This window comes from Actinomadura sp. NPDC048021 (genome assembly GCF_040653135.1).
Taxonomy (GTDB): Bacteria; Actinomycetota; Actinomycetes; order Streptosporangiales; family Streptosporangiaceae; genus Spirillospora; species Spirillospora verrucosospora.
On record NZ_JBEZJQ010000011.1, the window covers coordinates 145,248 to 168,434 of the forward strand.

The following is a 23,187-nucleotide window of genomic DNA, read 5'->3' on the forward strand; positions in this document are numbered from 1 at the left end:
CGCCCGCGTCACTCGGAACTCGACAACGCGGGACCGGACAGCACCCGGGCGGCGAGCTCGGTACGGCTGCGGACGCTCATCTTGGCGAAGACGCGCTTCAGGTGCGTCTCCACCGTGTACCGGGAGATGAACTCCCGCTCGGCGATCTGCGGGTTGGTGAGGCCCTCGGCGATGAGCGCGGCGATCTTCCGCTCCGTCGGGGTCAGCGCCTGCCAGCCGTGCGCGGGGCGGTCCGGGCGCCGCCGCCGCGCCCCCGGCCGCACGCCGAGCCCGCGGAGCGCGGCGGCGGCGCGGGCCGCGTCCCGCCGCGCGCCCAGCGGTTCGTAGCGTTCCAACGCCTCGGCGAGCATCCGCCTCGCGTCCGCCGCCCTGCCGTCGCGGGCCAGCGCCACCGCGGCGCTCTCGGCGGCCAGCCCGTGCTCGAAGCCGCGGGACCCGCCCCGGTACGCCTCGACCGACGCCACCAGCGCGCCGGTGTCCCCGCGGGCCAGGCCGGCGCAGTGCAGGCCGAGGCCCTCGGCGGTGGGGGTTCCGGCGCGCCCGGCGTACGCCGCGGCCTCCTCGGCGACCGCCGCGGCCGACCCCGCGTCGCCGGCCGCCACCGCGAGCCGCACCGCGTCCACGGCGGGCAGCCGGTTGCCGAGCATCCGGCAGCCGTCCAGCGCCCGCCACGCCCGCACCGCCGTCCGCGCCGCCGCGTCCCCCTCGCCCCTGGCCTCCAGCAGCAGGGCCTCGATCCACAGCGCCCAGCCCCGGCCGGTCGCGAACTCGGGGGCGTCCGGCCCGTCCAGCACCCGCCGCGTCTCGGCCGCCATCCGCCCGGCCGTCCGGAGGTCGTCGCGGGCCAGCGCGATCCGCCCGATCACGGTCTCGGCGAAGAACAGCCAGCGGGTGCCGATCTCCTCGTCCAGGACGAGCCCGGACTCCGCCTGCGACAGGGCCGACTCCCAGTCGCCGAAATGGAAGCCGCCGAGCGCCCGCACGCCCGGGAAGTACGGCCGGAACGTCAGCGCGCCGACCTCCTCCACCAGCGCGTGGCCGCGCTGCAGCACGCGCTCGGCCTCGGCGGGGCGGTCGGCGTCCAGCAGCACGAACCCGACCGGGACGTGCGGGAACAGGAACGCCCCCGGCGCCGGACGCGAATGGCCGACGGCCGCGAGCCCCCGCTCGCCCAGCTCCAGCGCGTCCCGCAGGTCGCCCGCCGCGGCCAGCGCGAGGCTCAGCGTGGTCAGCGCGGCGCCGAGCGCCTGCTCGTACTCGCGGCCCCGGGCCCTCTCCCGGACGTCCTCCGCGCGGCGCCGGCCGGCCCCCACGTCCCCGGCGTAGATGAGCGCGTACGCGGCCCGCGCGTCGAACAGCGCCCGCAGCGGACCCGCGGGCAGCAGCCCGGCGATGGACTCGAAGGCGCGCGCGGCCTCCGCCCAGCGGCCCTGCCGTGACAGCGCGCGGGCCTGGCCGCTGCGCAGCCTGATCTCGTCCTCCGTGGCGAGGCGCCCGTCCGGGATGGCCGCCGCGACCTCCCGCGCCTCCGCGAACCGGCCTTCGAGGGCCAGCAGCGGCACCAGGTCGGCGCGCACCGCGGCGGCGCGCTCCTCGTCCATGCCCGCCAGCTCCAGGCCCCGCTCCAGGTGCCGGACCGCCATCCCCACCGAGTAGGCGGAGACCTCCTCGGCGGCCCTGCGCAGCCAGGCCACGGCCTGCGGGTCGCCCGGCTCGGCGCCCTCCGCCAGATGCGCGGCGACCTGCGCGGTGGGACCGCCCGCCGCGGCGAGCGCCTGCCCGGCCTCGTGGTGCAGCCTGCGCCGGATCGCCGACGGCAGGCTCTCGTACAGCGCCTCCCGCATCATCGGATGGCGGAACGCGAGCGCGTCCCCGCGCTCCCCGATCAGCCCGTGCGCCACGGCGTCGTTGAGCTGCGGCAGCAGCCCCGCCAGCGGCCTGCCCAGCACGGCGGCCAGCTCGCCCGGCGCGAACGACGCCCCGAGCACCGACGCCACCTGCAGCAGCTCCGCCGTCGCCCTCGGCAGGTGCCCGAAGCGCCGCACGAGGATCTCCCGCAGCCCCGGCGGCAGCGGCCCGTCGGCGACGTCCGCGACACCGTCCCGCACCGTCAGGGACGCCTCGTGCTGGAGGGCGCGCAGGAGCTGGACGGCGAACAGGGGATTGCCGCCCGCGGCGGCCAGCCGCCGCCGCAGCGCCGCCGACGGCCGCGCCCCGAGCAGCCGTTCGCCCAGCGCCCCCACCGCCTCCTCGCCGAGGCCGTCCAGCCTGAGGACGTCCGCGCCCCGCGAGGTCACCCGGTCCAGCAGGGCCGCCAGCTCCGGGCTCCGCGGGTACCCCCGGAAGGTGCCGACGAGCAGCAGCGGCAGCGCGCCGAGATGCCGGACGACGGCGTCGAACGCCCGGAGCGTCTCCCGATCGGCCCAGTGCAGGTCCTCCAGGGCGAACACCACGGGCCCGCGCGCGGCGAGCCGCTCCAGCCCGGCCAGCAGCCCCTCGATCACCTGCAGGCCCCGCAGCCCCTTCTCCGCCGGCGCGCCGGCCGGCGAGAGCAGGCCCTCATCGTCCAGCGCGGCGGCGAGCGTGCCGAACGGCCGGCTCCCGCCCATCGCGTCGGCCGTTCCCGACAGCGTCCGCGCCCCCTGCCGTCCCGCCCGGTCGAGCAGCGCCTCCAGCAGATGCGTCTTGCCGATCCCGGGCTCACCCTCGATGAAGACGATCTGCCGAGCGCCCTCGGCGCTGCGCCCCAGTAACTCGATCAGCCTGCCGAACTCGGCATCGCGTCCGATGAGCGAAGGCTCCTGCACGGCCACCTCTTAGCAACCCACCACAAACCGAACTCCAGTCGGAGTGATCGTGCCCGGCTTCCCCTGCCCGCGAGCCCTCCTGGCCGATCCCGGACGGAAGGCGCGAAGGGCTGCCGGCGGGCGTTACCGCAGTGCAATGCCGCCGGACGTTTCCGCGGGCGCCGTTGAGAAAGATCTCTGCGTGTTTCGTCGCTTTCGCCGGGTCGGCGGCGGGGGCACGGGCGCGAGGAGGACCGAATGGGCATGCGGGACGTCTGGGGCCGGATGGGCAGGCGCCGCCGGTTGCGCCGGGTCGCCAGGGAGGTCTTCGGCTGGCCGGACCTGCGCCCGGGCCAGGGCGAGGCGATGGAGCACCTGCTGCGGGGCCGCGACGTCCTGCTGGTCATGCCGACCGGCGGCGGCAAGTCGGCCGTCTACCAGGTCCCCGCCCAGCTGCTCCCCGGGCCGACGGTCGTGATCTCGCCCCTGATCGCCCTGCAGCGGGACCAGATGCTCGCGCTGACCGGCCGCGACGCCGGCGGCGCCGTGATGGTCAACTCCGCCCAGTCCGACGGGGCGAGCGAGGACGCCATGGACCAGATCCGGGCGGGCCGGGCGGAGTACATCTTCCTGTCGCCCGAGCAGCTCGCCAAGCCGTCGGTCGTGGAGCGGCTCGCCGCCGTGCGCCCCTCGCTGATAGCCGTCGACGAGGCGCACTGCGTGTCCACGTGGGGCCACGACTTCCGGCCGGACTACCAGCGGCTCGGCCGGGTGATCGAGCGTCTCGGCCACCCCCCGGTGATCGCGCTGACCGCGACCGCCTCGCCGCCGGTACGCGACGACGTCCTCGCGACGCTCGGGCTGGCGGAGGCACGGCAGATCGTCCGCGGCTTCGACCGTCCCAACCTGTCCTTGGAGGTGCGGCGGTTCCATGAGGAGGCGGACAAGAGGAAGGCGCTGGTCGAGGACGCCGCCGGACGAAAGGGACTGGGCCTCGTCTACGTCGCCACCCGGCGGGACGCCGAGTCCTACGGCGAGGAACTGACCGCGGCGGGCCTGCGCGCGGCTTCCTACCACGCCGGGATGAAGGCGGCGGACCGCCACCGGGTGCACGAGGCGTTCCAGGGCGACGAGCTCGACGTCGTGGTGGCCACCTCGGCGTTCGGCATGGGAATCGACAAGCCCGACGTCCGCTACGTGCTGCACTCCGCTCCGCCCGAGTCCCCGGAGTCGTACTACCAGGAGATCGGCCGCGCCGGCCGGGACGGGGAGCCCGCTGCGGCCGTCCTGTACTACCGGTCGCAGGACCTCGGGCTGCGCCGCTTCTTCGCCGCGGGCAAGCCCGACGAGGAGAAGCTGCTCCAGACCGCGACGCTCCTCCAGACCCACGGCGGCACCGTCCCGGCAAGCGAGATGCGCACCACCCTGGGCGTCGGCGCATCCAAGCTCACCAGCCTGGTCAACCTGCTGGAACAGACCGGAGCCGTGGAGACGACCGGCCGCGGAAACCTGCGATACGCCCAGCAGGGCCCGCCGCCCGAAGAGGCCGTGGCACGTGCCGTGGAACTCGACGAGAACCGCCGCCGCGTCGACGACTCACGCATCGACATGATGCGCGCCTACGCGGAGACGACAGACTGCCGCCGCCGCTTCCTCCTGGAATACCTGGGCGAACCCCACCCAGGCTCATGCGGAACCTGCGACATCTGCCAAACCGGGGCGACCGCCACTCCGGACCGTCCCAACGAAACGTCCACCACACCGGATCAAACCGACGACGCCCCGTTCCCCCTACACGCCGAGGTGCAGCACGCCGCATGGGGCACCGGAACGGTAATGCGGGTGGAACCCGACCGCATCACCGTCCTCTTCGAAGAGGCCGGCTACCGCACCCTGTCCCTAGAGGCGATCGAACGCGACAACAACCTCCTAACCCTCCGCTCCGACACAACCCGACGCGGACGAGCCCGCCAACGCAAACCCCGAAACAAGGCCGCCGCAGGCACCAAGAAATCCACCACCGGCGTGCCCTAGCCCAGGCACAGATCCACCATTCAGCGCGCATCCTGGGCCGCCTGCAACGTGAGGGGGAGCCGTCGGTGCGGCGGGGGTCGGCTTGCGGGTTACGTGGGGGCTTGCCATAGGTGGATGGTGCCGTTCTCGCCGGCGGTGGCGAGGGTTCGGCCGTCCGGGCTGAAGCACACGGTGAAGACGGCGCCGCCATGCCCGGTGAGCGCGGGGCCCAGCTGCCGGTGGCGGGTCACGTCCCAGAGCCGGACGGTCCCTCCCGAGCCTCCGGCGGCGAGGATGCGGCCGTTCGGGCTGAACACCGTCGTGTTGCAGCGGCCGTCGCACTGGAACGGAGTGCCCTTCTGCTGGGTCCGGGCCACGTCCCACAGGCGGACGGTCTCACCGCCCGCCGTTGCCAGCGTCTGCCCGTCGGGGCTGAACGCCACGTCCTCTACCCAGGAGTCGTGGCCGGACAGGTTCTCGCTGAGCTTCTTGCGGTCGTAGACCTCCCACACTTGCGCCACACCGCGAGTGTTCCCGGTCTTGGGGTCCTGCTCGGTGCCGGTCGTGCCGATGGCCAGCATCCGGCTGTCCGGGGCGAACGCCAGGGCCTGCACGTTGCCTGCGTCGGTCCCCAGGAGCGGGCCCACCTTCCCGTCGTCCAGGTCCCACAGCCGCACGGACTGGTCCGTGTTGCTGGTGGCCAGGACGCGGTCGTCCGGGCTCAGGGCCAGGGACGTCAGGGGCCCGAGATCGATGTCGAGGTCGCCCGGCTCGCCCTTGCCCGACACCGGGAAGAGGCGGAGGCGGCCGTCGTCGCCCGCGGTGTACAGGGTGCTGCCGCCGTGGCTCATCGCCAGCGCGTTGACGCCGTCGGGGTGGTCGAGGGGCGCGCGGCGCTGTTTCCCGTCCGCGACGTTCCAGAGCCGTACCGTGGCGTCGTCGCTGGCGCTGGCCAGAGTCCGGCCGTCCGGGGTGAAAATCAGGTCGCGCACGGACGCGGTGTGCCCGCGCAGCGATCGGCTGGGCGGCGGGGCCGTGGACCGGTGCGCCGCGGGGTCGCTTCGGGCGGCCGATTCCGACCACGGCGCCACCACCAGGACCGTCGCCACGAGGGCCGCGACCACCAGGGTCGTGGCCACCGCCGCGCACGCCGCCAGGACGCCGCGCCGGGAGCCGAGGGCGGTGGACGGGCCGAAGCGGGGGCGGCGCGTGTAGGCCAGGGTCGCCGCGGGTTCCGGATTGGGCGTCCATCCGATCCAGGCCCGCCGCTCGTCGATCATCCTCTGCACCGCGGGCGGCCACGGCTGCGCGGCCGGGGCGACCGCGCCGAGCATCGCCGCGAGCCGGGCGGGGTCCGGCCGGCGGGCCGGGTCCTTGGCCAGGCACGCCGCGACGGCCGGCCGGAGCCGGTCCGGCACGCCGGACAGATCGGGCTCGGCGTGCACGACGTTGTAGAGCGCCTGCGCCGGGCCGGGCCCGTCGAAGGGCCCGCGGCCGGTGCAGGCGTACACCAGCACCGCCCCCAGCGAGAAGACGTCGCCGGCCGCGGTCGCCGACCCTCCCTCGGCCTGTTCCGGCGACATGTACCCGGGCGTCCCGGCCAGGACGCCGGTCTGCCCGTCGCCGTCGCTCTCGGCCGCCCGCGCGACCCCGAAGTCGATCACCTTCGGGGCGTCGGCGGCCAGCAGCACGTTGGACGGTTTGAGGTCGCGGTGCACCAGCCCTGCCCGGTGGATCTCCACGAGGGCGGCCGTGAGCCCGGCCGCCAGCCGCAGCACCGCCGGCTCCGGCAGCGGCCCGGCCGCCCGGACCGCGTCCCGCAGCGACGGCCCCGGCACGTACACCGACGCCAGCCACGGCGTCGGCGCGTCGGCGTCCGCGTCGAGCACGGCGGCCGTGTACGCGCCGGACACGCTGCGGGTGGCCGCCACCTCGGCGCGGAACCGCTCCCGGAAGCCGGGGGCGCCGGCCAGCCGGGCGTGCATGAGCTTCACCGCGACCGGCCGCCCGTCGGGCGCGGACCCCAGCAGCACCCGGCCCATCCCGCCGCGGCCGAGCTCGCCGAGCATCCGGTAGTGCCCGACCCGCTCCGGGTCGGACGCGGCGAGCGGTCGCATGGTCACCTCGCTCACCGGCGGTTCAGGCGCGGGTGCGGCCGGCGACGTCGTAGAGCCACACCTTCTCGTCGCCGCCGACGGCGAGGACCTTCCCGTCCGGGCTGAACGCCACGGCGGAGGCCTTGCCCGGCAGGTTGATCGGCTTCCCGACCTCCTTGCGCCCGGCGACGTCCCACAGCCGCGCGGTGGAGTCGTTGCCGACGGTGGCCAGCAGCCGTCCGTCCCCGCTGAACGCCATGCCCTGCGGGGCGTGGTCGCTCGCGGGCACGATCTCACCGAGCGGAGCCGTCCGCTGGACGTCCCACAGCCGCACGGTCGTGTCGGCGCCCCCGGTCGCCAGCGTCCGGCCGTCCGGGCTCATATCCGCCTTCGTGATCTGGACGGTGTGCCCGCGCAGGGGCTGCCCGACCACCTCGCGGGAACCCACGTCCAGCACCCGCACCAGATCCCGCTCGGTGAAGGCCAGCAGCTTCCCGTCTCCGCTGAACGCGATGAACGACATGATGTTCGCCTTGTCGAAGGTGAGCCCGCTCACCTCCTTGCGGGACTCGGTGTCCCACACCTTCAGGTGGGAGCCGATGGCCGCCAGCCGGTCCCCGGCGGGACTGAAGGCCACGTCGCTCACCGGGGCCGGATCGTCGCTGAAGTCGAACATGGGGATGCCGAGGGTCGCGCCGACCTGCTGGCGGCTCTGCACGTCCCACACCTTGACGCCGCCGTCCATGCTGGCGGTGAGCAGCAACCGCCCGGCCTTGTCGAACGTGGCCTTGAGGGCCGACTTGGGGGCGATCTTGAGCGGCTGGCCGGACGGCCGCCGGGTCCTGGCGTCCCACAGCCGCACGGTGCCGTCCTCCCCGGCGGTGACGAGGAGAGCACCCGCGCGGTCGAACTCGGCGTGGTGCACGGAACCGGCGTGACCTTCCAAGACCGCCAGCGGCTTCGCGTCCGTACCGCCGTTCCCGCCGGACACGCTTTTCTTGCCGGACGCCGGCTCGTCGTCACCGCGCAGCGCCCAGGCGGCGGCGCCGCCGAGCGCGGCGAGGCCGAGGGCGCCGCCGCCCGCCATCAGCAGGAACCGCCTCCTGCCCGGCGCCGGCGCGACGGCCGTGGGTGTGGGCGCCGGTGCGGGCGGGACGTGCGGCGGCGGGGCCTGCGGGGCCTGGAGCAGCCAGGCGACCTCGGTACCCTGCCGCGCGATCGTGGCGTGCACCGCGTCCGGCCAGGGTCGCGCGGACGGCGGGACCTCGCCGATCCACCGCAGCAGCTCGGCGGGCGCCGGCCGTGCGGCCGGGTCCTTGGCCAGGCAGGCAGAAACGATCTCGCGGATCCGGTCCGGCAGACCGCCCAGCACGGGATCGGCGTGGATCACGTTCTGCAGGGTCTGCGGAGTGCTCCGCGCGTGGAACGGGCCCTGGCCGGTGCAGGCGTACACCAGCGTCGAGCCCAGGGAGAAGACGTCGCTGGCGGTGGTCAGGTCCCGCCCCAGGGCCTGCTCCGGGGACATGAAGCCGGGCGTGCCGACCAGCGCGCCGGTGCGGGTGAGCTGGGTGCCGTCATCGCCCTCGACGGCCCGCGCGATACCGAAGTCGATCACCCGCAGGCCGTCCTCGGTGAGCAGCACGTTGGACGGCTTCAGGTCGCGGTGCACCAGCCCGGCGCGGTGCACCTCGGTCAGCGCGGACGCGAGCCCGGCGGCCAGCCGGAGCGCCGGCCCGGCCGCCAGCGGACCGGCCGCGGCGACGACCTCGTGCAGCGAGGGACCCGGAACGTACACCGACGCCAGCCAGGGCTCGGCCGCCTCGGAGTCGGCGTCGATCACCGCCGCGGTGTAGGCCCCGGCGACCCGGCGGGAGGCGCGGACCTCGCGGCGGAACCGGCCGCGGAACCCGTCGTCGTGCACGAACTGCTCGTCGACCAGCTTGACCGCGGCCAGCCGACCGTCCGGCCCGCTGCCGAGCAGGACCCGTCCCATGCCTCCGCGGCCGAGCTGGGCGAGCATTCGGTAATGCCCGATCTGGCGGGGATCGGACGCCTCCAGGGGTCTCACGGCACACCTCCTCTGTCAAAAAGACAATAGCGTCTGGTTGATCAGAGCGGAGGCGTCCGCAGCCATCCGTCACCACCCCGCCACGTCCCGCCCCCGCCGGCGGCGAAGCCCGGGTCGCGGCATCCGCTGCGGTTGAGGTCCGTCCACCGCCAACGCGAAACACCGAGTGCGAAAGGAGCGCTTTCCAGTTGACGCGCGATGTGGAAAAGGCGACTGAACGACCATGCGGCGTCCGGACCCGAATGGGATCACGCGCGGGCGGCCAAGGCGCTGGACGCCCTCAAAGAGCCGAACCGCTCGTGCAGGGTGACGGGCGCGGCTCGGCCTCATACGACAACAGCGACGACTCCCAGTAAGGAGATCGTCGCTGGTGGTAGCGGGTGCGCCGTCAGGGACTTGAACCCCGAACCCGCGGATTAAGAGTCCGCTGCTCTGCCAATTGAGCTAACGGCGCCTGTCGTACGGGCCTCGGCGGTGGGCCGGGGTCCCTCGCGACAGGAAGAACAGTATCAGGCCCTGCGGACCAGTGCGAATCGGTTTACTCGCGGGCCGGAAGGACGCTCATCATGCCCCGCCACAGGGCGATCGCGGTGGCGCGAGAGCCGACGCCGAGCTTCGCGTAGATCCGGTTGACGTGGTTCTTGACCGTCTTCTCGCTGAGGAAGAGCTGGCGGGCGATCTCGCCGTTGGAGCGGCCGGTGGCGATGAGGTCCATGACCTCGGACTCGCGGGCGGACAGCCCGAGGGTGGTGCGGGACGCGTGGCGGACGCCGCGGACGAGGTCGTGGGCCGTGAACGACCCCGGGACGAGGTGCCCGCAGGCGCCGGCGCGGAGAGCGGCCTCGACGCCGGGCTGGTCGTCGGCGGCGAGCACGAACACCCGCGAGGACGTGCTCAGCGGCAGCGCCTGACCGGCGGCCGCCGTGTCCAGCAGGACGATGTCGGGACGCAGGCGTTCGACCAGGGAGACCGCCGCGGCGGGATCGGAGGTGTCGGCGACGACCTGGAACTCGTCGCTGCCGTCCAGCACGGAGATCACGTCAGCCCTGCACCGGGCGTCGCCGTCCACCACGAGTACGCGCAGCGGAGCCGTCTCGTCGACACTCATCCGTCGCCCTTGGCGTGTCGTTGACATTTCTAGGGTCGGAGCATAACCACATGATCTTCGAAGGTCGATGAACCTGCCCCGGCGGACGCCCTATCGAGACCGGAACGACATCCGGACCTGGCCGCCTGCAGGAAACCTAAGTCCGACCAGCCGCGGGAACCGGTCACTCCAGCGGTTCTCCCGGCCGCGGGGGAGCGGGGCCTCGGGACTTCAACGCCTGCTGGTTGCGAGTCGCACGGTCTAAATAACGATCTTTCCAATCGCGGTTGCGAGCGTGTCAGGCGTACAGAGGACGACCTCGGTGTCGGTTGCCGGCTGAAGCCCTTTGCCCCAGGCAACACCGACACCGTACGGCTCGCCGCTGCCGCCGAGGACATGGTCGAAGGAGCGGCGGTAGAAGAGCAGGTCGCTAAGGGCGTCGCGTGCCGCCCGGCCCACACCGCCTGACTGGCTGAGTTTGCATTCGATCAGGAGCCAGCGGTCGGCATTCGACTGATCGCACCACTTCAACACCACGTCGGGTCGCAGGGGTGCCTTGGACTCGAACTTGTGAGCGCCGAGGACGCCCGTGTAGCGATCATTCTTCTCCAGCTCGTCCGGGCAGCTCTGGTACCAGAGCCGAACCTGTCGGCCGTCCCGCCGGAAACCTTGGCTCTGTACTGCGCCCTTGAACGTGTAGAACGGGTCCATCTTCCAGCCGTGAAGCTGCAGGGCGTCCATGACACGGAAGGTCGTGAGGAGCTCGAAGAGAGTGGATTCGAGGCTAGTGACGATACCGGCTTGCTCGATGGATTCGCGGATGGCCTGGCGATCGATCTGCTCGACGAGCCGGACGGCTTTGTCGTAGGCGGCGATGGCTGCGGCGTAGCGGGTACCAGTGCGGCCAGAGCGAATGCTCGCGACTGCCCGAGCGCTCGGTCTTCTGGGCTCGATACTCGTGAAGATCTTGTGCTGCCGGAACTTGGCCGCCTGGGTCACGCGCTTGCGGATCAGTAGCGCAAGCCCCTTGCGCTCGACCTTGGTGGCCCAGGCCGTAAGCGCCGCCGTCTCGACGATCGTGTCGAGCACATGGACCAATATCTCGTTCTCCGGCGTCTGGTATTCACGCTTGGCAGGTGAGGTGACAAAGCTGCTCTGGTTGCCGGATGTGCCGCGAAGGGCTTGGGTTCGGCTCCAGTTCACCGGACCTTCGATACGTTCAGTCGTGGTCTTCTCGTCGCGGGTTGAACTTGTTGAGAGGCGGCGGAGCTGTTGTGGCATGTCAGCGAGGAAGGCGCCCACCTCGTCGCAGAGCAGGAACTGGAGATGACCCAGGCGTGACGCTTCGTCCTCGGGCCAGTCGAGCAGGGCGGCGGCTACCAGCAGGCCCGGACCTTCCATCTGGGCTGCGGGACTGATGTACGCCCAGATTCGGTCCCGCACCTCGGTGATCCGTGCTTGGCGGTTCCAGGCGACTTTCTTCATCAGGATCCCGGCTCGTCCTCATCGATGTCGCTGGCACTGAGCCTGGAAGCCGCGTCGAAGTCAAGGCCGAGGACTCTGGTAAGAGTAACCCGAAGAGGCTTCCGGTGCTCCTCGCCTACCAGCTTGACCACCCGGTTGAGAAGATGCCTCCCCTCCTGGAGAGAAACCCCCTCGAACTGCGGAAGCAGGTAGCTGTAGAAGAGTTGCAACGTGAGTTCCTTGCGTTCGGAGTCAGTGATCTGGAGATCCTCGGTGTACTCTCTGGCGAACCGCGCCATGTCCTTGAAGGTCGCGGGACCGATCTCTCTCATGGCGGCTATGTCGTAGAGAGCGTCGAGGACTTTCGCGATCTCCACGCTGCTGGGAGTTTCCAGGTCGCCGAGTTCACCCTGGCAGATCTCGGCGAAGACTTCGCGGGGCGGCGGGGGGATCTCGATGAACGCGAATCGCCGCATGAGCGCATACGACATCTCGAACAGCAGGGACTTGTCGAAGACGTTCATCGTCGCGATGATCCGCCATGTCCCGGGAATGCGGACGACGTCGTAGCTTTCCGACCCGTAGGGGTCGCCGGCATCGTCCGGGACCAGGGCGATGGGGCGGCCCTTCGCGTCCTCGTAGGGCAGTACGACCGCCTGTTTCGAGAGTACAGTGAAGAGCTGCCCGAAGGCGCGATCAAAATTTGACCGGTTGAGCTCGTCGATCACAATCCAGCGGTTGTTCCGGATGGCTTCGAGGAACAGCCCGTCCCTGAATTCTAGAAGAGAATTCTCCTTGGAGGGCCGCAGGCCTCCGATCGTCTCGTAGGTTGTCCAGTCCGCGGTCGCTGTGGTGAGTGTGTAGCCCGAGCAGTACTGGGCGTTCTGGGCCAGTCGGCCGACGACTTCGGCGAGCGTCGTCTTCGCGGTTCCCGGAGGCCCGGTGAGGATGATGTGCTTTCCGCTCCTGATGGCGGCGACGATGGCTCGATGGACCTTCTCGTCCAGAGCCAGCCGGGCAGGCGGCTCGGCCGCGGCTCGCTGGAGCGCTTCGACATCGAAGGGGCCTGGAGAGGCCACTGATGAAACCCTTCCAAGGTAGCAGTGCTCGAACAGCGGAGCTGACGCGTTCGCCATCTCCAAGAATCTGTCGATGACACCCGTCCGACTTAGCTGCTCCGGGGTGAGGTAGATCGATACGCTCGCTTGGGCGCCTTCCGGACCGGAGGCGTACTCCAGCCACTCGCTTAGCGAGCTGAACTCTTCGCCGCCGGGCTCAAGACGCCAGGATTTGCGGAAAACCGATCCAGCGGGAAGGGAACTTCCGACAGCCGCGACAACGCTGTCAGGCGCTGAAGCCAGGTCGTTCTGGAGAAGTTCGAACGCCTTCATCTCGGTGTCGGGGTTCTTCAGCTTGGACCGGCCTGCGCCCATGCAGAGGCAAATCTCTGCGCCTCTTTTCGAGATGATGAGTGCTACCTGGAGTGCGTATGACTTGTTGGAGGCCTTGGCGGGAAAAATGCAGCACCAGACGTCCTTCTGTGTTTGGGCGTTAGCCTGGTACATGCTCGTGAAAGGCTGCATCTCCACTTCTGTTTCTGCATTGACGCTAAGCCATTCGGCAACTTCCCTCAGTCGTGTCTGTATGTCCTTGAAGTGTTGTTTGTCGCTCTGGGGAACGTTCTGGTCGTGCCAGCGGACGGGATTTGGATACTTTGCGAAGAGTTCGCAGTCGGCGACCGTGAAGACCACATTGATGGGCGCCTTCTCCGCTGAGCGGATCTCGAACCCCAGGGCACGGAACCTGCTCGTGGTCTGCTCGCCGCCACTGAACATGTCGTTGGAAAGGGGGCCCTTGTCGGGGTACTGGAACCCATGGGCGGCCGCGAGAAGGGCCTTGGAGTCGTAGTCGTGCCCGTTGTGGTGGACGACGAACTTCGTAGACTTCCTGAATCCGTAGCGCTCGAGGAAGCTCTTCTGCCCCAGCTGGTCGTACTCCTCGATGGCTGTGAGGACTGCAGGGCGGCTCGTGACGTCACCAGGTCCCATGAAGCCACCTTAGTAGCGACTATCGGACAAAGCCAACTGATTGGCGGAATCTATGTCATATGCGTCAAGGCTTGGCGAGTTCGGTGTTGGCCGGGTCTCGTGACGATGCGAGGGTAATATGCCTCTTATGGACCTGATTGTCGTGGCCTGCGGTGCTACCAAGAGATCCCAGCCGTGTCTGGCCGGCGAGATGTACACGGGAGGCTTTCACAAGGCATGCCGACGGGCTGCTGATGTCCTTTCGGGGGAGTCGGGAAGAGTGATGATCTTGTCGGCGAAGTACGGGATCATCGATCTCGACCAGCCCATCGAGCCGTACAACCTTCGGCTCGGCCGACCGGGCTCGATCGCCCCGGAGACGGTCCGCGCCCAGGTTGCCTCTTTGGGGTTGCAGTCCTGCCAGGTCACGGCGCTCGCCGGGGCGGACTATGTCAACTTCCTCCGGCGGGTGTTCGCAGACGTCAGAGCTCCGCTTGCAGGCTCCAAAGGCATCGGTGAGATGCAGGCACGGCTGGCTGCCATCTATCGCTGACCTGTCCTGCGCGCAGGGCTGGTACGGACCGGTGGTCGGCCGTAGGCCGCCCCTCACCTCAGGCGGAGGTTCTGATGCGCTCTACGTCCGTTCCACTGGCCCGCAGGCTCTGTCTGGCTGAGTGCTGGGAAGGGGACCGCTGCCCTCTTCTGGCAGAACGGAACGAACTGCGGCTGCCGCCAGAGGCAGCGGATTCTCAACGCTCCCGGGCGTAGTGCCCCCGTGTAGCAACTGCTGGAGGTGGGAGGGGGGAGATGCCGAAGCGTCAGTCCTGGCTGCAGCGGACAGCGCGGACGGGGCTGGTGCCGGTGGAGACCTCGACCGCCGTTGAGAACCGTTTCGGGAGGGAGTGCAGGGTGCGACCTGCTCGCCGGTCACGGCAAGATCTCAACCGTCTGGGGACAGGACGCCGAAGATTCCCGGTCATGAACCCCGGGAACGAGAAAGGGTCTGGTTCCCTGGGAGACCAGACCCTCTCGCTGGGGTGAGTGAGGGGACTTGAACCCCCGACATCTTGGACCACAACCAAGTGCTCTGCCAGCTGAGCTACACCCACCGTGGCCGGGATCGCTCCCGGCTCCCAGTAGTGTAGCGGCTTCTTCGGGGTGGGTCAGCCGGAGGCGACCTGGGAGGCGATGGAGCGGGCCGTGTCGGAGTCGGGGCCGGGAGGCTGGACGAAGACGGCGGCGCGGTAGTAGCGCAGTTCCTGGATGCTCTCGGTGATGTCGGCCAGGGCGCGGTGGCCGCCCTTCTTCTCGGGGCTGGCGAAGTAGACGCGGGGGTACCAGCGCCGGGCCAGTTCCTTGATCGAGGAGACGTCGACCATGCGGTAGTGCAGGTGGGCGTCGAGGGCCGGCATGTCGCGGGCGAGGAAGGAGCGGTCGGTCGCGATGGAGTTGCCGCACAGGGGGGCCTTCTTGGCGTCCTTCACGTGGCCCCGGATGTACTTGAGGACGACGTCCTCGGCCTCGGCGAGGGTGACGCCGCCGGGGAGGGCCTCCAGGAGGCCCGACGTGGTGTGCATGTCGCGGACGACCTTGGTCATCTGGGTGATGGACTCCGGCGGCGGTTTGATGACCACGTCGACGCCCTCGTCGAGGATGTTGAGCTCGCTGTCGGTGACCAGTGCGGCTATCTCGATGAGCGCGTCGTCGCGCAGGTCGAGTCCCGTCATCTCGCAGTCGATCCAGACCAGCCGCTCGTTCATGGACTCACCCTACGGCCATGAACGACTGCGCGGGGCATCGCGGGCGATCGATTTAGGAGGTCACGCGCTGGGCGATATGTCCTGGAACGGGGATGCCGGGACGGAGGAGGGGGTCGGGGGCGGGAACGCCGAAGGTCTGGGTGACGGGGACGACGCCGGCCCAGATGTCGAGGGCGTAGTCCTCTTCCTCGTCTCCGGGAGGGCCCTGCCGCACCTTCACGGAGGCCTCGTCCAGGGGGAGCGCCAGGACGGAGACGCCGGCCAGTTCCTTGCGGTTGGGCCGGCGGGCCACGTTCCACTGGCCGGGGGTCAGTTGCTCGGTGATGACGCGGAGGCCGGTCAGCTTCTCTTCGGGGTCGTCGACGAGGCGGGGTGTGCCGTAGACGACGGCGCTGCGGTAGTTGATGGAGTGGTGGAACAGGGAGCGGGCGAGGACGAGGCCGTCGAGGTGGGTGACGGTGACGCAGACGTCCTGGGACGGTCCGGCCCTGAGGCTGCTCGCGCCGGTGGATCCGTGCAGGTAGAGGGTGTCGTCCAGGCGGCCGTAGCCGGTGGGGATGACGCGGGGGGAGCCGTCCACGACGAGGCCGAGGTGGCAGATCAGGCCGTCGTCGAGGATCTCGTACAGGACGGTCCTGTCGGTGCTGGAGCGTTCCGGAAGGCGGCCGAGACGGGTGCGGGCGGTTGAGGAGAGTGGGTTCATGTCCGTTTACGCTAGGAGGCGAGTGGCCTGGCGGGTATGGCCACTTGGCGCGTATAGCAGGTGACCACTTTGTCGATCGATCTGCCTCTTTCCGTGGAGCGGGACGCTCCGGAGCCGATGAGCGCGCAGCTTGTCGCGCAGTTGCGTTCCGCCATGGGGGAGGGACGGCTCGCCGCGGGCGAACGGCTTCCGTCCAGTAGGGCTCTGGCCGGTTTGCTGGGTGTCAGCCGGACGGTCGTGACGGAGGCGTATGAGCAGCTCTACGCGGAGGGCTGGCTGGAAGGGCGCCATGGGTCCGGCACGTACGTCACGGAGGGTGTGGCTGCCTCGCCTATGCCGAGGCCACGGCTGACGATGAAACCGGCGCGGAGGGCGGCGGCCCCTGGCGAGATTGACCTGAGGCCAGGTCTTGCGTGGGTCGGGGCACTGGACACGCCCGCGTGGCGCAGGGCGTGGCGGCTCGCTGCGGGCATGCCGCCGCAGCAGCGTCAGGATCCGCATGGTTCGCTCGGCCTACGGCAGGCCCTGGTCGACTACATCAGGCGTAGTCGTGGTGTGGCCTGCCCTGTGGACGGCCTTCTTGTCACGCGGGGGGCGACGAACGGGCTCGATCTGCTTGCCGCGACCGTCCTTCGTCCTGGTGACCGGGTGGGTGTGGAGGAGCCCGGCTACGGCAGGGCGCGGGCGGTTCTGAGGGGACGGGGTGCGGAGCTCGTTCCGTGTCCTGTGGACGAGCACGGCCTCGTCGTCGATGCTCTGCCCGATGACCTGCGCCTTGTCTATACGACGCCGTCGCACCAGTTCCCGATGGGGGGCGTGCTGCCCGTTCCGCGGAGGCAGGCTCTGCTGGCATGGGCGAGGCGCAACGGGGCGCTCATCGCCGAGGACGACTACGACGGAGAGTTCCGCTACGACGTCGCCCCTCTGCCCGCGCTCTACGGTCTGGACCCGGACGTCGTCGTCTATCTGGGCACGACCGCCAAGATCCTCACCGCGGACATGGGCGTCGGCTGGCTGGGGGGCCGTCCCGACCTGGTGGCGGAGGTGGCGCTCCGGAGGGAGGAGCTGAACGACCGCACCGCCGTGGTGCCGCAGGACGCGCTGAGGCTCCTCCTGGAACGGGGTGACCTGGACAGGTACGTCCGCCGGATGCGCGGGGAGTACGCGCGGCGCCGCGAGGTGGTGGTGCAGGCGCTGGACGGCCTGCCGCTGCGCGGCGACACGGCCGGCCTGCACCTGGTGGTGGACGTCCCGGAGGCGGTGGCCGCGCGGGTCGTGGACGAGGCGGCCCGGCGCGGCGTCGTGGTGGAGACGCTGGACCGCCACCACATGGGCCCCGTGGGCGCGTCCGGGCTCGTGATCGGCTACGGCTCGGCCGCGACCCCGGCCGAGCTGCGCAAGGGGTGCGAGATCGTCCGGACGCTCGCCGGGTAGGGCCGTCAGTTGGACAGGGGCCCGACCGGGACGGGCTCCGACGCGGGGTGCAGCGGGCCGGGGCGCGCGGCCGGCGTCTCGCTCGGCGCCGGACGGAGGGCCTCGGGCGTGCGGGGGCGCGGCGTGACCAGCCGGGGGCCGGCGGGGGCGCCGGGGAGGCGGGGCTTGGGGACGGGGGCGACCGGGGTGTCGGGCCCGGTGATGCGCCGGACGTCGATGCCGCCGGGGTCGGGACGGTCCAGCAGCGGCACCTGGGACGCGCCGTAGTGCCCGCCGCGGGCCCAGTCCTTGCGGCTGCGCTGCGCGTGGTACGACTGCGGCGACGGCAGCGGGGGGCCGGCGGGCCAGCGGCGCGCGACGCCCCACGCGTCCAGCCACTGGACGATCGCCTCGACGCCGGTGAGCGGCGAGCCGGTGAACGGCGACCGCGACTGGCCCACCACCATGATCTGCGCGCAGACGCGGCCCTCCCGCCCGAGCGCGCCGCCGAGCAGCCGGGCCGCGCGGGTGATGGGCAGGAGCTGGACGATCTCACCGGTTCCCGGGTGCCACACGAGGTGGGCCGGGCGGTTCTCCTTCAGCAGGTCGGCGGCCACCGAGCGCGCGGAGACGGTGTGCGGGTCGTGCTCCTCGGCGCACCAGACGACGCGGGGAGCACCTCCCCGCAACGCTCCGCCGTCGTTCGGTGCCGGCATGCGGCCGGCTCTTGGCAGCCATGCGTCTGCCACGGTGCGTTCCCCCCCCAATCGGGCGGTTTGACCCCCGAGTGGTCCCAGTTACTTCTCTTGGTCCGGCGAGACTCGCAGGTACGGCTCGCCGCGTCGTGGCGGGATGACGGCTGACGACGCCTCAACCGGGTTCGATCAGGTGTGGCGGCAGACGGGCACCCCGCGTGTCCGAGCATTCCACCTTGTGTCACCTTTTTCCTCCCGGGAGTTCGGTCGACTTGCTCACCCTGGGGGAAAGAGGGGCTGAGGGTCGCCGCGTTCGCGCAGGTCAGCGTCGACCTCGAAGATCGGATTACACGCGGTCGCAAGTCGGCCGGAAGTGGCCGGGGTCTCACGGACCGGACGGCGGTACGGGGGTGGGGTTCACAGCCCTGACCGAGCCACGTTCTAATAGGGCGTCATGACCGTTGACGCAGAACTGCCCGCCGGGGTGCCCGGTATCGACGTCCCCCGGCTGGCGGCCTGGCTGGCCCGTGAGCTGCCCGGATCGGGACGGATCAGCGCGATCGACCTGATCGCGGGCGGGCGGTCGAACCTCACGTACGGCATCGCGCTGGACGGGGGCCGCCGCGTCGTGCTGCGCCGGCCGCCGCTCGGCCACGTCCTGCCGACGGCGCACGACATGGGCCGCGAGTACCGCGTGCTGTCGGCGCTCGGCCGCGGGACGGCGGTGCCGGTGCCGACGGCGCTGGCCTTCTGCGACGACGAGGACGTCATCGGCGCCCGCTTCTACCTCATGGACTTCGTCGAGGGACGCGTCCTGCGCACCCGGGAGGACGCCGCCGGCATCACCCCCGAGCAGGCGCGCGGCCTCAGCGACGCGCTGGCCGAGGCGCTCGCCGCGATCCACACGGTCGACGTGCGGGCCGTCGGGTTGGGGGACTTCGGGCGTCCGAGCGGCTACATGGAGCGCCAGCTCAAGCGCTGGGGCAAGCAGTGGGACTCCTCGCAGGAGGCCGTCCGCGCCACGGGCAACGCCCGTGACCTGCCCGAGTACGACCGCCTCGTCGCGCGGCTGGCCGAACGGCTGCCGGCCGACGCCCCGGCCCGCCTGGTGCACGGCGACTTCCGGCTCGACAACGCGCTCGCCCGGCTGGAGCCGCGCCCGGAGATCGCGGCCGTGGTCGACTGGGAGATGTCGACGCTCGGCGACCCGCTGTCCGACCTCGGGCTGACGCTCGTCTACTGGGCCGAGGCGGCCGACGCCGAGCAGCTCCCGGTCGGCGCCACGATCACCTCCGCGCCCGGCTTCCTCACGCGCCGCGAGTTCGCCGGACGGTACGCCGAGCTCACCGGTTTCGACCTCGCCGACCTCGACTTCTACGTCGCGTTCGCGTGCTTCAAGCTCGCGGTGATCCTGGAGGGCATCCACGCCCGCTACCTGCAGAACGCGACGGTCGGCGAGGGCTTCGACCAGATCGGCGGCGGGGTGCCGCTGCTGCTGGACCGCGCCCACCGCACGCTCGACGCGGGCTCGGTCTGGTAGGCGCCCGCCCGGCGGCGGGCGCCCCGCTCAGCAGCGGTAGGTGACCGTCGCCGAGCGGCCGGAGGAGAACATCACCGTGCCGGTCTGCCGCCCCCAGCAGAACCCGGACGCCCGCGAGACCCGCACGCCGCCGCTCTGGCCCGCGTCGAGGTGGCCGGAGCCGCCCGCGCTGACGGGCCCGGACGTGCCGGTCACCTGCCAGTTCACGGAGCCGCCCACGGCGGTGACCGTGACGGTGCAGGAGTCGTTCCTGCCCATGTCGCAGCCGCTCACCGACAGCGTGCCGGGCTTGGGCGGCTTCGGCGCGCTGGTGGTGGGCGGCGCCGGCGGCCTGCTCGACGGCGGCTTCGACGAGGCCTCCGACGCCGACGGCGACGGTGACGGCGACTTCGACGGCGACTTCGACGGGGACGCCGTCGGCGACGTGGGGGACGAGGGGTCGGTCGGTATCGGCTCCGGCGCGGTGGAACCGCCGGGCGGGGTGCTGCCGCCGGGCGTCACGGGACGGGTCGCCGCCGCGTTCTTCCCGTCGTCCCCGCCGCCGAGCCACGCCATGCCGCCGCCGAACAGCACGAGGACGCCGACGCCCACCGCGACGGCGGCGAGCAGCGGCGCGCGCCGCTTGCCGGGCGCGCGGTCGCGGGCGCGCGGGGCGGTCGGCTGGTAGGGCAGCGGCCAGCCGTACTCGTCGAACGGCTCGGTCCAGGCGGCGATGGCGCGGCGGTTCCCGGCGCGGTCCTCGGCGGTCGCGGCGGTCAGCACGTCCAGCCGCAGGTCGGCGGGGATCGCCGCGATCGGCAGCACCGACAGCAGCCGGTCCGGCGGCAGCGGCGGCGTCTCCCGCGCCCCGCACACCGGGCAGTTCTCCACGTGCCGGACGAGCGCCGTCGACGTCTGCGGGGACAGCGGCCACGACTCGGTCAGCGCCGCGACGCTCGGGCAGTCCTTCCAGTGGTTCTGCGCGATGAGGGCCGCGTGCAGCGCGGCGGCGAGGTCCTCGCGGGCCTGCTGCGCCAGCGCGAGCGTCTCCTCCAGCGGCATGCCGAAGATGCCGGACAGGTCCACCTCGTCCAGCTCGTGGCGGACCGACAGGTCGATGGCCTCGCGCTGCCGCCCGTTGAGCGCGGCGAGCGCGCTGTGCGCGAGCAGCCGGCGCTCCTCGCGGCGGGCGAGCTGCTCGGGCGTCAGCTCGTCCTCGGCCTCCGGGGCCTCCTGCCCGGTGTGCCGGTTCGGGCTGTCGCGGCGCCGCATGCACTCCTTGCGGGCGATCGCGTAGAGCCAGCCGCGCAGCCGCGCCGGCTCGGTGAGCCGGTCCACGTGCTCGCGGGCGGCGATGACGACGTTGCGCAGGGCCCCGGACGCCTCGACGCGGTCGCGCAGCAGGCCGTGGCAGTAGTCGAAGAGGAACGGCGCGTAGGTGTCGTAGACCTCGGTCAGCGCGATGACGTCCCCGGCTCGCAGCGAGTCCGCCAGCCTGAGGTCGTCATTCTGCGCGGCCCCTGGCTCACCGGCCACGGGAACCCTCCCAGTCGAAATCGGTTTCACAGATCTGCCCCCGACGAGCCCCGACGCGCGTCGGCCGACTCAGGTTGCCTGATCTTGCCACCAAGTTGCTGGGATTTCTCCTTTATGAGCGGATTTAAGTGACGAATCCGGTACGCCCCGTGGCCGTATCGCCATGTGGGAGAGGCCTCCCGGCGATGAAAGTGATCTGGGTCACTTCTGCGATCAACTGGTCCGCCGGCCGCCGCCGGGGCCGCCCCCGTCCTCCGGCTGGCACGACAGCGTCACGGTGCGCACGTCCCCGTTGGAGAAGCTGACCGTGCCCGAGCCGCCGGGCGGAGTGCAGGTCCCGCTGACGCGGGCGTAGCCGGACTGGCCGCTGCGCAGCGTGCCGCCGCCGCTGGCGCTCAGACCGCCGGACGCGCCCGTGACCGACCAGGTCACCGTCCCGCCGACGGCCCGCACGAGGATGGTGCAGCTGCCCGGGCCCGGGCCCTCGATGGTGCAGGAGCCGATCGCCAGCCGCCCGGTCCTCGGCTGGGTGCGGGTCGCGGTCGGCTTCGGCGAGCGCGACGGCTCGCGCGTCCTCGTCGGGGTCGGCGTCGGCGACGTGGTCGTCGGCGTCGGGGTGGCGGACCGCGTGGGCGTCGGGGTGTCGGACGGCTCCCGCGACTCGGTCGGGGAGGACGGCGAGACCTCGGGCGCCGACGTCCCGTCCGAGGGGCTCCGCGCGGCCGTCGGCTCGCCGGACGGGCCCGACATCAGGTAGAACGCCGCCGCGACGACCGCGATGACGGCGGCCGCCGCCGCCAGCGCGGCCCACACCCCGCGCCCGCTCCCGCCGCCGGTTCCGGACGGCGCCGCGCGCACGGGCTCCTGCTCGACCATGGAGGGCCAGCCCCAGTCGTCGAACGGCTCGGCTCTGTGCGCGATGGCGGCGAGGTCGGGAGCCAGCGCCGGGTCGGTGGCGGTCGCCATGACGAGCCCGCGCAGGTCGTTCGGCATCATCGCGACCGGCAGCACCTGCAGGAGCCGCGCCGCCGAGACGGCGCGGTCGCGCCGGGGCCCGCAGACGCCGCACGCGTCGATGTGCTGGACGAGCCTGTGCACGGCCGGCGGCGGCAGCGGCCATCCGGCGCCGTCGACGATCTCCGCGGCCTCGGGGCAGTCGCCGCGTCCCGCGCGGGCGATGTAGGCGGCGGAGAGGGAGTCGTCCAGGCGGGCGCGGGCCTCGGCGGTCAGCCCCGCGGCCTGCTGCGCGTCCATGCCGAGGACGCCGCCGATCTCCCCGGCGTCCAGGCCGTGCCGCAGCAGCAGGTCGAGCGACTCGCGCTCGCGTCCGCGCAGGCCGGACAGGGCCGCGTGGACGAGCCGCCGGGCCTCCTGGCGCCGGGCGAGCTCCGCGTCGTTCAGGAAGCCGTCCTCGACCTCGGGCGCCTCGCGGCGCTGCGCGGGACGGTCCGGGTCGCGCAGCCGCCGCATGCACTCGTTGCGGACGAGCGCGTACAGCCAGCCGCGGAAGCTCTCGGGTTCGCGGAGGACGGACACGTGCGCGTAGGCGGCGATGAGCGCGTCGTGGAGCGCGCCGGCCGCCTGGTCCTGGTCGCGCAGCAGTGCGTGGCAGTAGTCGTACAGGCGGGCCGCGTAACGGTCCATGACCTGGATGAGGGCGCTCGGATCGCCTGCCGCCAGCGTCCGCGCCAGGCGCTCGTCGTCAGCGCGGTCGAGACTGGGCCAACCGGACACGAAGTCCTCCCGCGGGCTTGCTCGGAATCCTCGTCCGGGACGTCAGGGACGCCGGGGACGAGGCTGGAAAATCTCAGAGGGAGCGGTGCGCTCTCCCGGCCCCGGTTCGGTCGTCCGACCGGCGGCCGCCTCCCGGTCACGGGCCAGGGAGGGGAAGAGGTCGGAGGCCCGACGGCCCCGCTCCCCGTCGGGCCTCCACATAGATTGACGGCCGAATCCGGCGCCCGGTTGACATGGATTTCAGGGAAAAATCAAGAACTACCTGGCGCATCCGGAAGATCACCGA

15 protein-coding genes and 2 tRNA genes are annotated in these 23,187 nt (G+C 71.7%); 4 read left to right on the top strand and 13 right to left on the bottom strand.

Annotation, left to right across the window (positions count from 1 at the left end; translation table 11 throughout):
• Positions 1 to 8: 8 nt before the first annotated feature.
• The gene (locus AB0C87_RS20080) at positions 9 to 2,807 is read right to left on the bottom strand and encodes an AAA family ATPase (protein WP_360578902.1); all 2,799 of its coding nucleotides are present in this window, start codon (positions 2,805 to 2,807) and stop codon (positions 9 to 11) included.
• A gap of 237 nt (positions 2,808 to 3,044) precedes the next feature.
• Here AB0C87_RS20080 and AB0C87_RS20085 point away from each other — a divergent pair, with 237 nt between their 5' ends.
• Positions 3,045 to 4,820 (top strand): ATP-dependent DNA helicase RecQ, encoded by a 1,776-nt coding sequence (locus tag AB0C87_RS20085; RefSeq protein ID WP_360578904.1) that lies wholly within the window; start codon positions 3,045 to 3,047, stop codon positions 4,818 to 4,820.
• Positions 4,821 to 4,909: 89 nt separating this feature from the next.
• On the opposite strand, the gene AB0C87_RS20090 is transcribed toward AB0C87_RS20085, so the two are convergent.
• From AB0C87_RS20090 to AB0C87_RS20115, 6 genes are all read right to left on the bottom strand, one after another.
• A complete protein-coding gene (locus tag AB0C87_RS20090) occupies positions 4,910 to 6,916 on the bottom strand; it encodes a serine/threonine-protein kinase (protein WP_360579015.1) in 2,007 nt (668 codons plus the stop codon).
• A gap of 22 nt (positions 6,917 to 6,938) precedes the next feature.
• Positions 6,939 to 8,963: a serine/threonine-protein kinase gene (locus AB0C87_RS20095; RefSeq protein ID WP_360578905.1), complete on the bottom strand. Its 2,025-nt coding sequence runs from the start codon at positions 8,961 to 8,963 to the stop codon at positions 6,939 to 6,941.
• Positions 8,964 to 9,344: 381 nt separating this feature from the next.
• Positions 9,345 to 9,417: transfer RNA gene (locus AB0C87_RS20100), tRNA-Lys, on the bottom strand.
• An 84-nt stretch (positions 9,418 to 9,501) separates the two neighbouring features.
• The gene (locus AB0C87_RS20105; RefSeq protein WP_360578907.1) at positions 9,502 to 10,071 is read right to left on the bottom strand and encodes a response regulator transcription factor; all 570 of its coding nucleotides are present in this window, start codon (positions 10,069 to 10,071) and stop codon (positions 9,502 to 9,504) included.
• A gap of 240 nt (positions 10,072 to 10,311) precedes the next feature.
• Entirely contained in the window at positions 10,312 to 11,535 is a 1,224-nt protein-coding gene (locus AB0C87_RS20110; protein WP_360578909.1) for a hypothetical protein, read from the bottom strand.
• Entirely contained in the window at positions 11,535 to 13,562 is a 2,028-nt protein-coding gene (locus tag AB0C87_RS20115; RefSeq protein WP_360578910.1) for an AAA family ATPase, read from the bottom strand. The genes AB0C87_RS20110 and AB0C87_RS20115 overlap by 1 nt, the downstream gene beginning before the upstream one ends.
• A gap of 127 nt (positions 13,563 to 13,689) precedes the next feature.
• Here AB0C87_RS20115 and AB0C87_RS20120 point away from each other — a divergent pair, with 127 nt between their 5' ends.
• Entirely contained in the window at positions 13,690 to 14,094 is a 405-nt protein-coding gene (locus AB0C87_RS20120) for a DUF6884 domain-containing protein (RefSeq protein WP_360578912.1), read from the top strand.
• Between the two features lie 480 nt (positions 14,095 to 14,574).
• Here the strand turns inward: AB0C87_RS20120 and AB0C87_RS20125 are convergent.
• From AB0C87_RS20125 to AB0C87_RS20135, 3 genes are all read right to left on the bottom strand, one after another.
• Positions 14,575 to 14,650: transfer RNA gene (locus AB0C87_RS20125), tRNA-His, on the bottom strand.
• A 54-nt stretch (positions 14,651 to 14,704) separates the two neighbouring features.
• On the bottom strand, positions 14,705 to 15,301 hold the full coding sequence (orn, locus tag AB0C87_RS20130; protein ID WP_345179603.1) for an oligoribonuclease: 597 nt from the start codon (positions 15,299 to 15,301) through the stop codon (positions 14,705 to 14,707).
• Between the two features lie 52 nt (positions 15,302 to 15,353).
• Entirely contained in the window at positions 15,354 to 16,004 is a 651-nt protein-coding gene (locus tag AB0C87_RS20135) for a pyridoxamine 5'-phosphate oxidase family protein (protein WP_360578914.1), read from the bottom strand.
• Between the two features lie 117 nt (positions 16,005 to 16,121).
• Here AB0C87_RS20135 and AB0C87_RS20140 point away from each other — a divergent pair, with 117 nt between their 5' ends.
• Complete coding sequence (locus AB0C87_RS20140; protein WP_353832150.1) at positions 16,122 to 17,438, top strand: aminotransferase class I/II-fold pyridoxal phosphate-dependent enzyme; 1,317 nt, start codon at positions 16,122 to 16,124, stop codon at positions 17,436 to 17,438.
• 5 nt (positions 17,439 to 17,443) lie between these two features.
• Here AB0C87_RS20140 and AB0C87_RS20145 read toward each other — a convergent pair whose 3' ends face one another.
• On the bottom strand, positions 17,444 to 18,133 hold the full coding sequence (locus AB0C87_RS20145) for a hypothetical protein (RefSeq protein WP_345179598.1): 690 nt from the start codon (positions 18,131 to 18,133) through the stop codon (positions 17,444 to 17,446).
• Between the two features lie 433 nt (positions 18,134 to 18,566).
• On the opposite strand from AB0C87_RS20145, the gene AB0C87_RS20150 reads away from it, so the two are divergent.
• Positions 18,567 to 19,652, top strand: coding sequence for a phosphotransferase (locus AB0C87_RS20150; protein ID WP_353832149.1), 1,086 nt, complete (start codon positions 18,567 to 18,569; stop codon positions 19,650 to 19,652).
• Between the two features lie 27 nt (positions 19,653 to 19,679).
• Here the strand turns inward: AB0C87_RS20150 and AB0C87_RS20155 are convergent, their stop codons facing one another.
• Together AB0C87_RS20155 and AB0C87_RS20160 are read right to left on the bottom strand one after the other, a co-directional pair.
• A complete protein-coding gene (locus tag AB0C87_RS20155; RefSeq protein WP_360578916.1) occupies positions 19,680 to 21,167 on the bottom strand; it encodes a sigma-70 family RNA polymerase sigma factor in 1,488 nt (495 codons plus the stop codon).
• Between the two features lie 213 nt (positions 21,168 to 21,380).
• Positions 21,381 to 22,901, bottom strand: a complete 1,521-nt coding sequence (locus AB0C87_RS20160) for a sigma-70 family RNA polymerase sigma factor (protein WP_360578918.1) — start codon at positions 22,899 to 22,901, stop codon at positions 21,381 to 21,383.
• Positions 22,902 to 23,187: the final 286 nt, after the last annotated feature.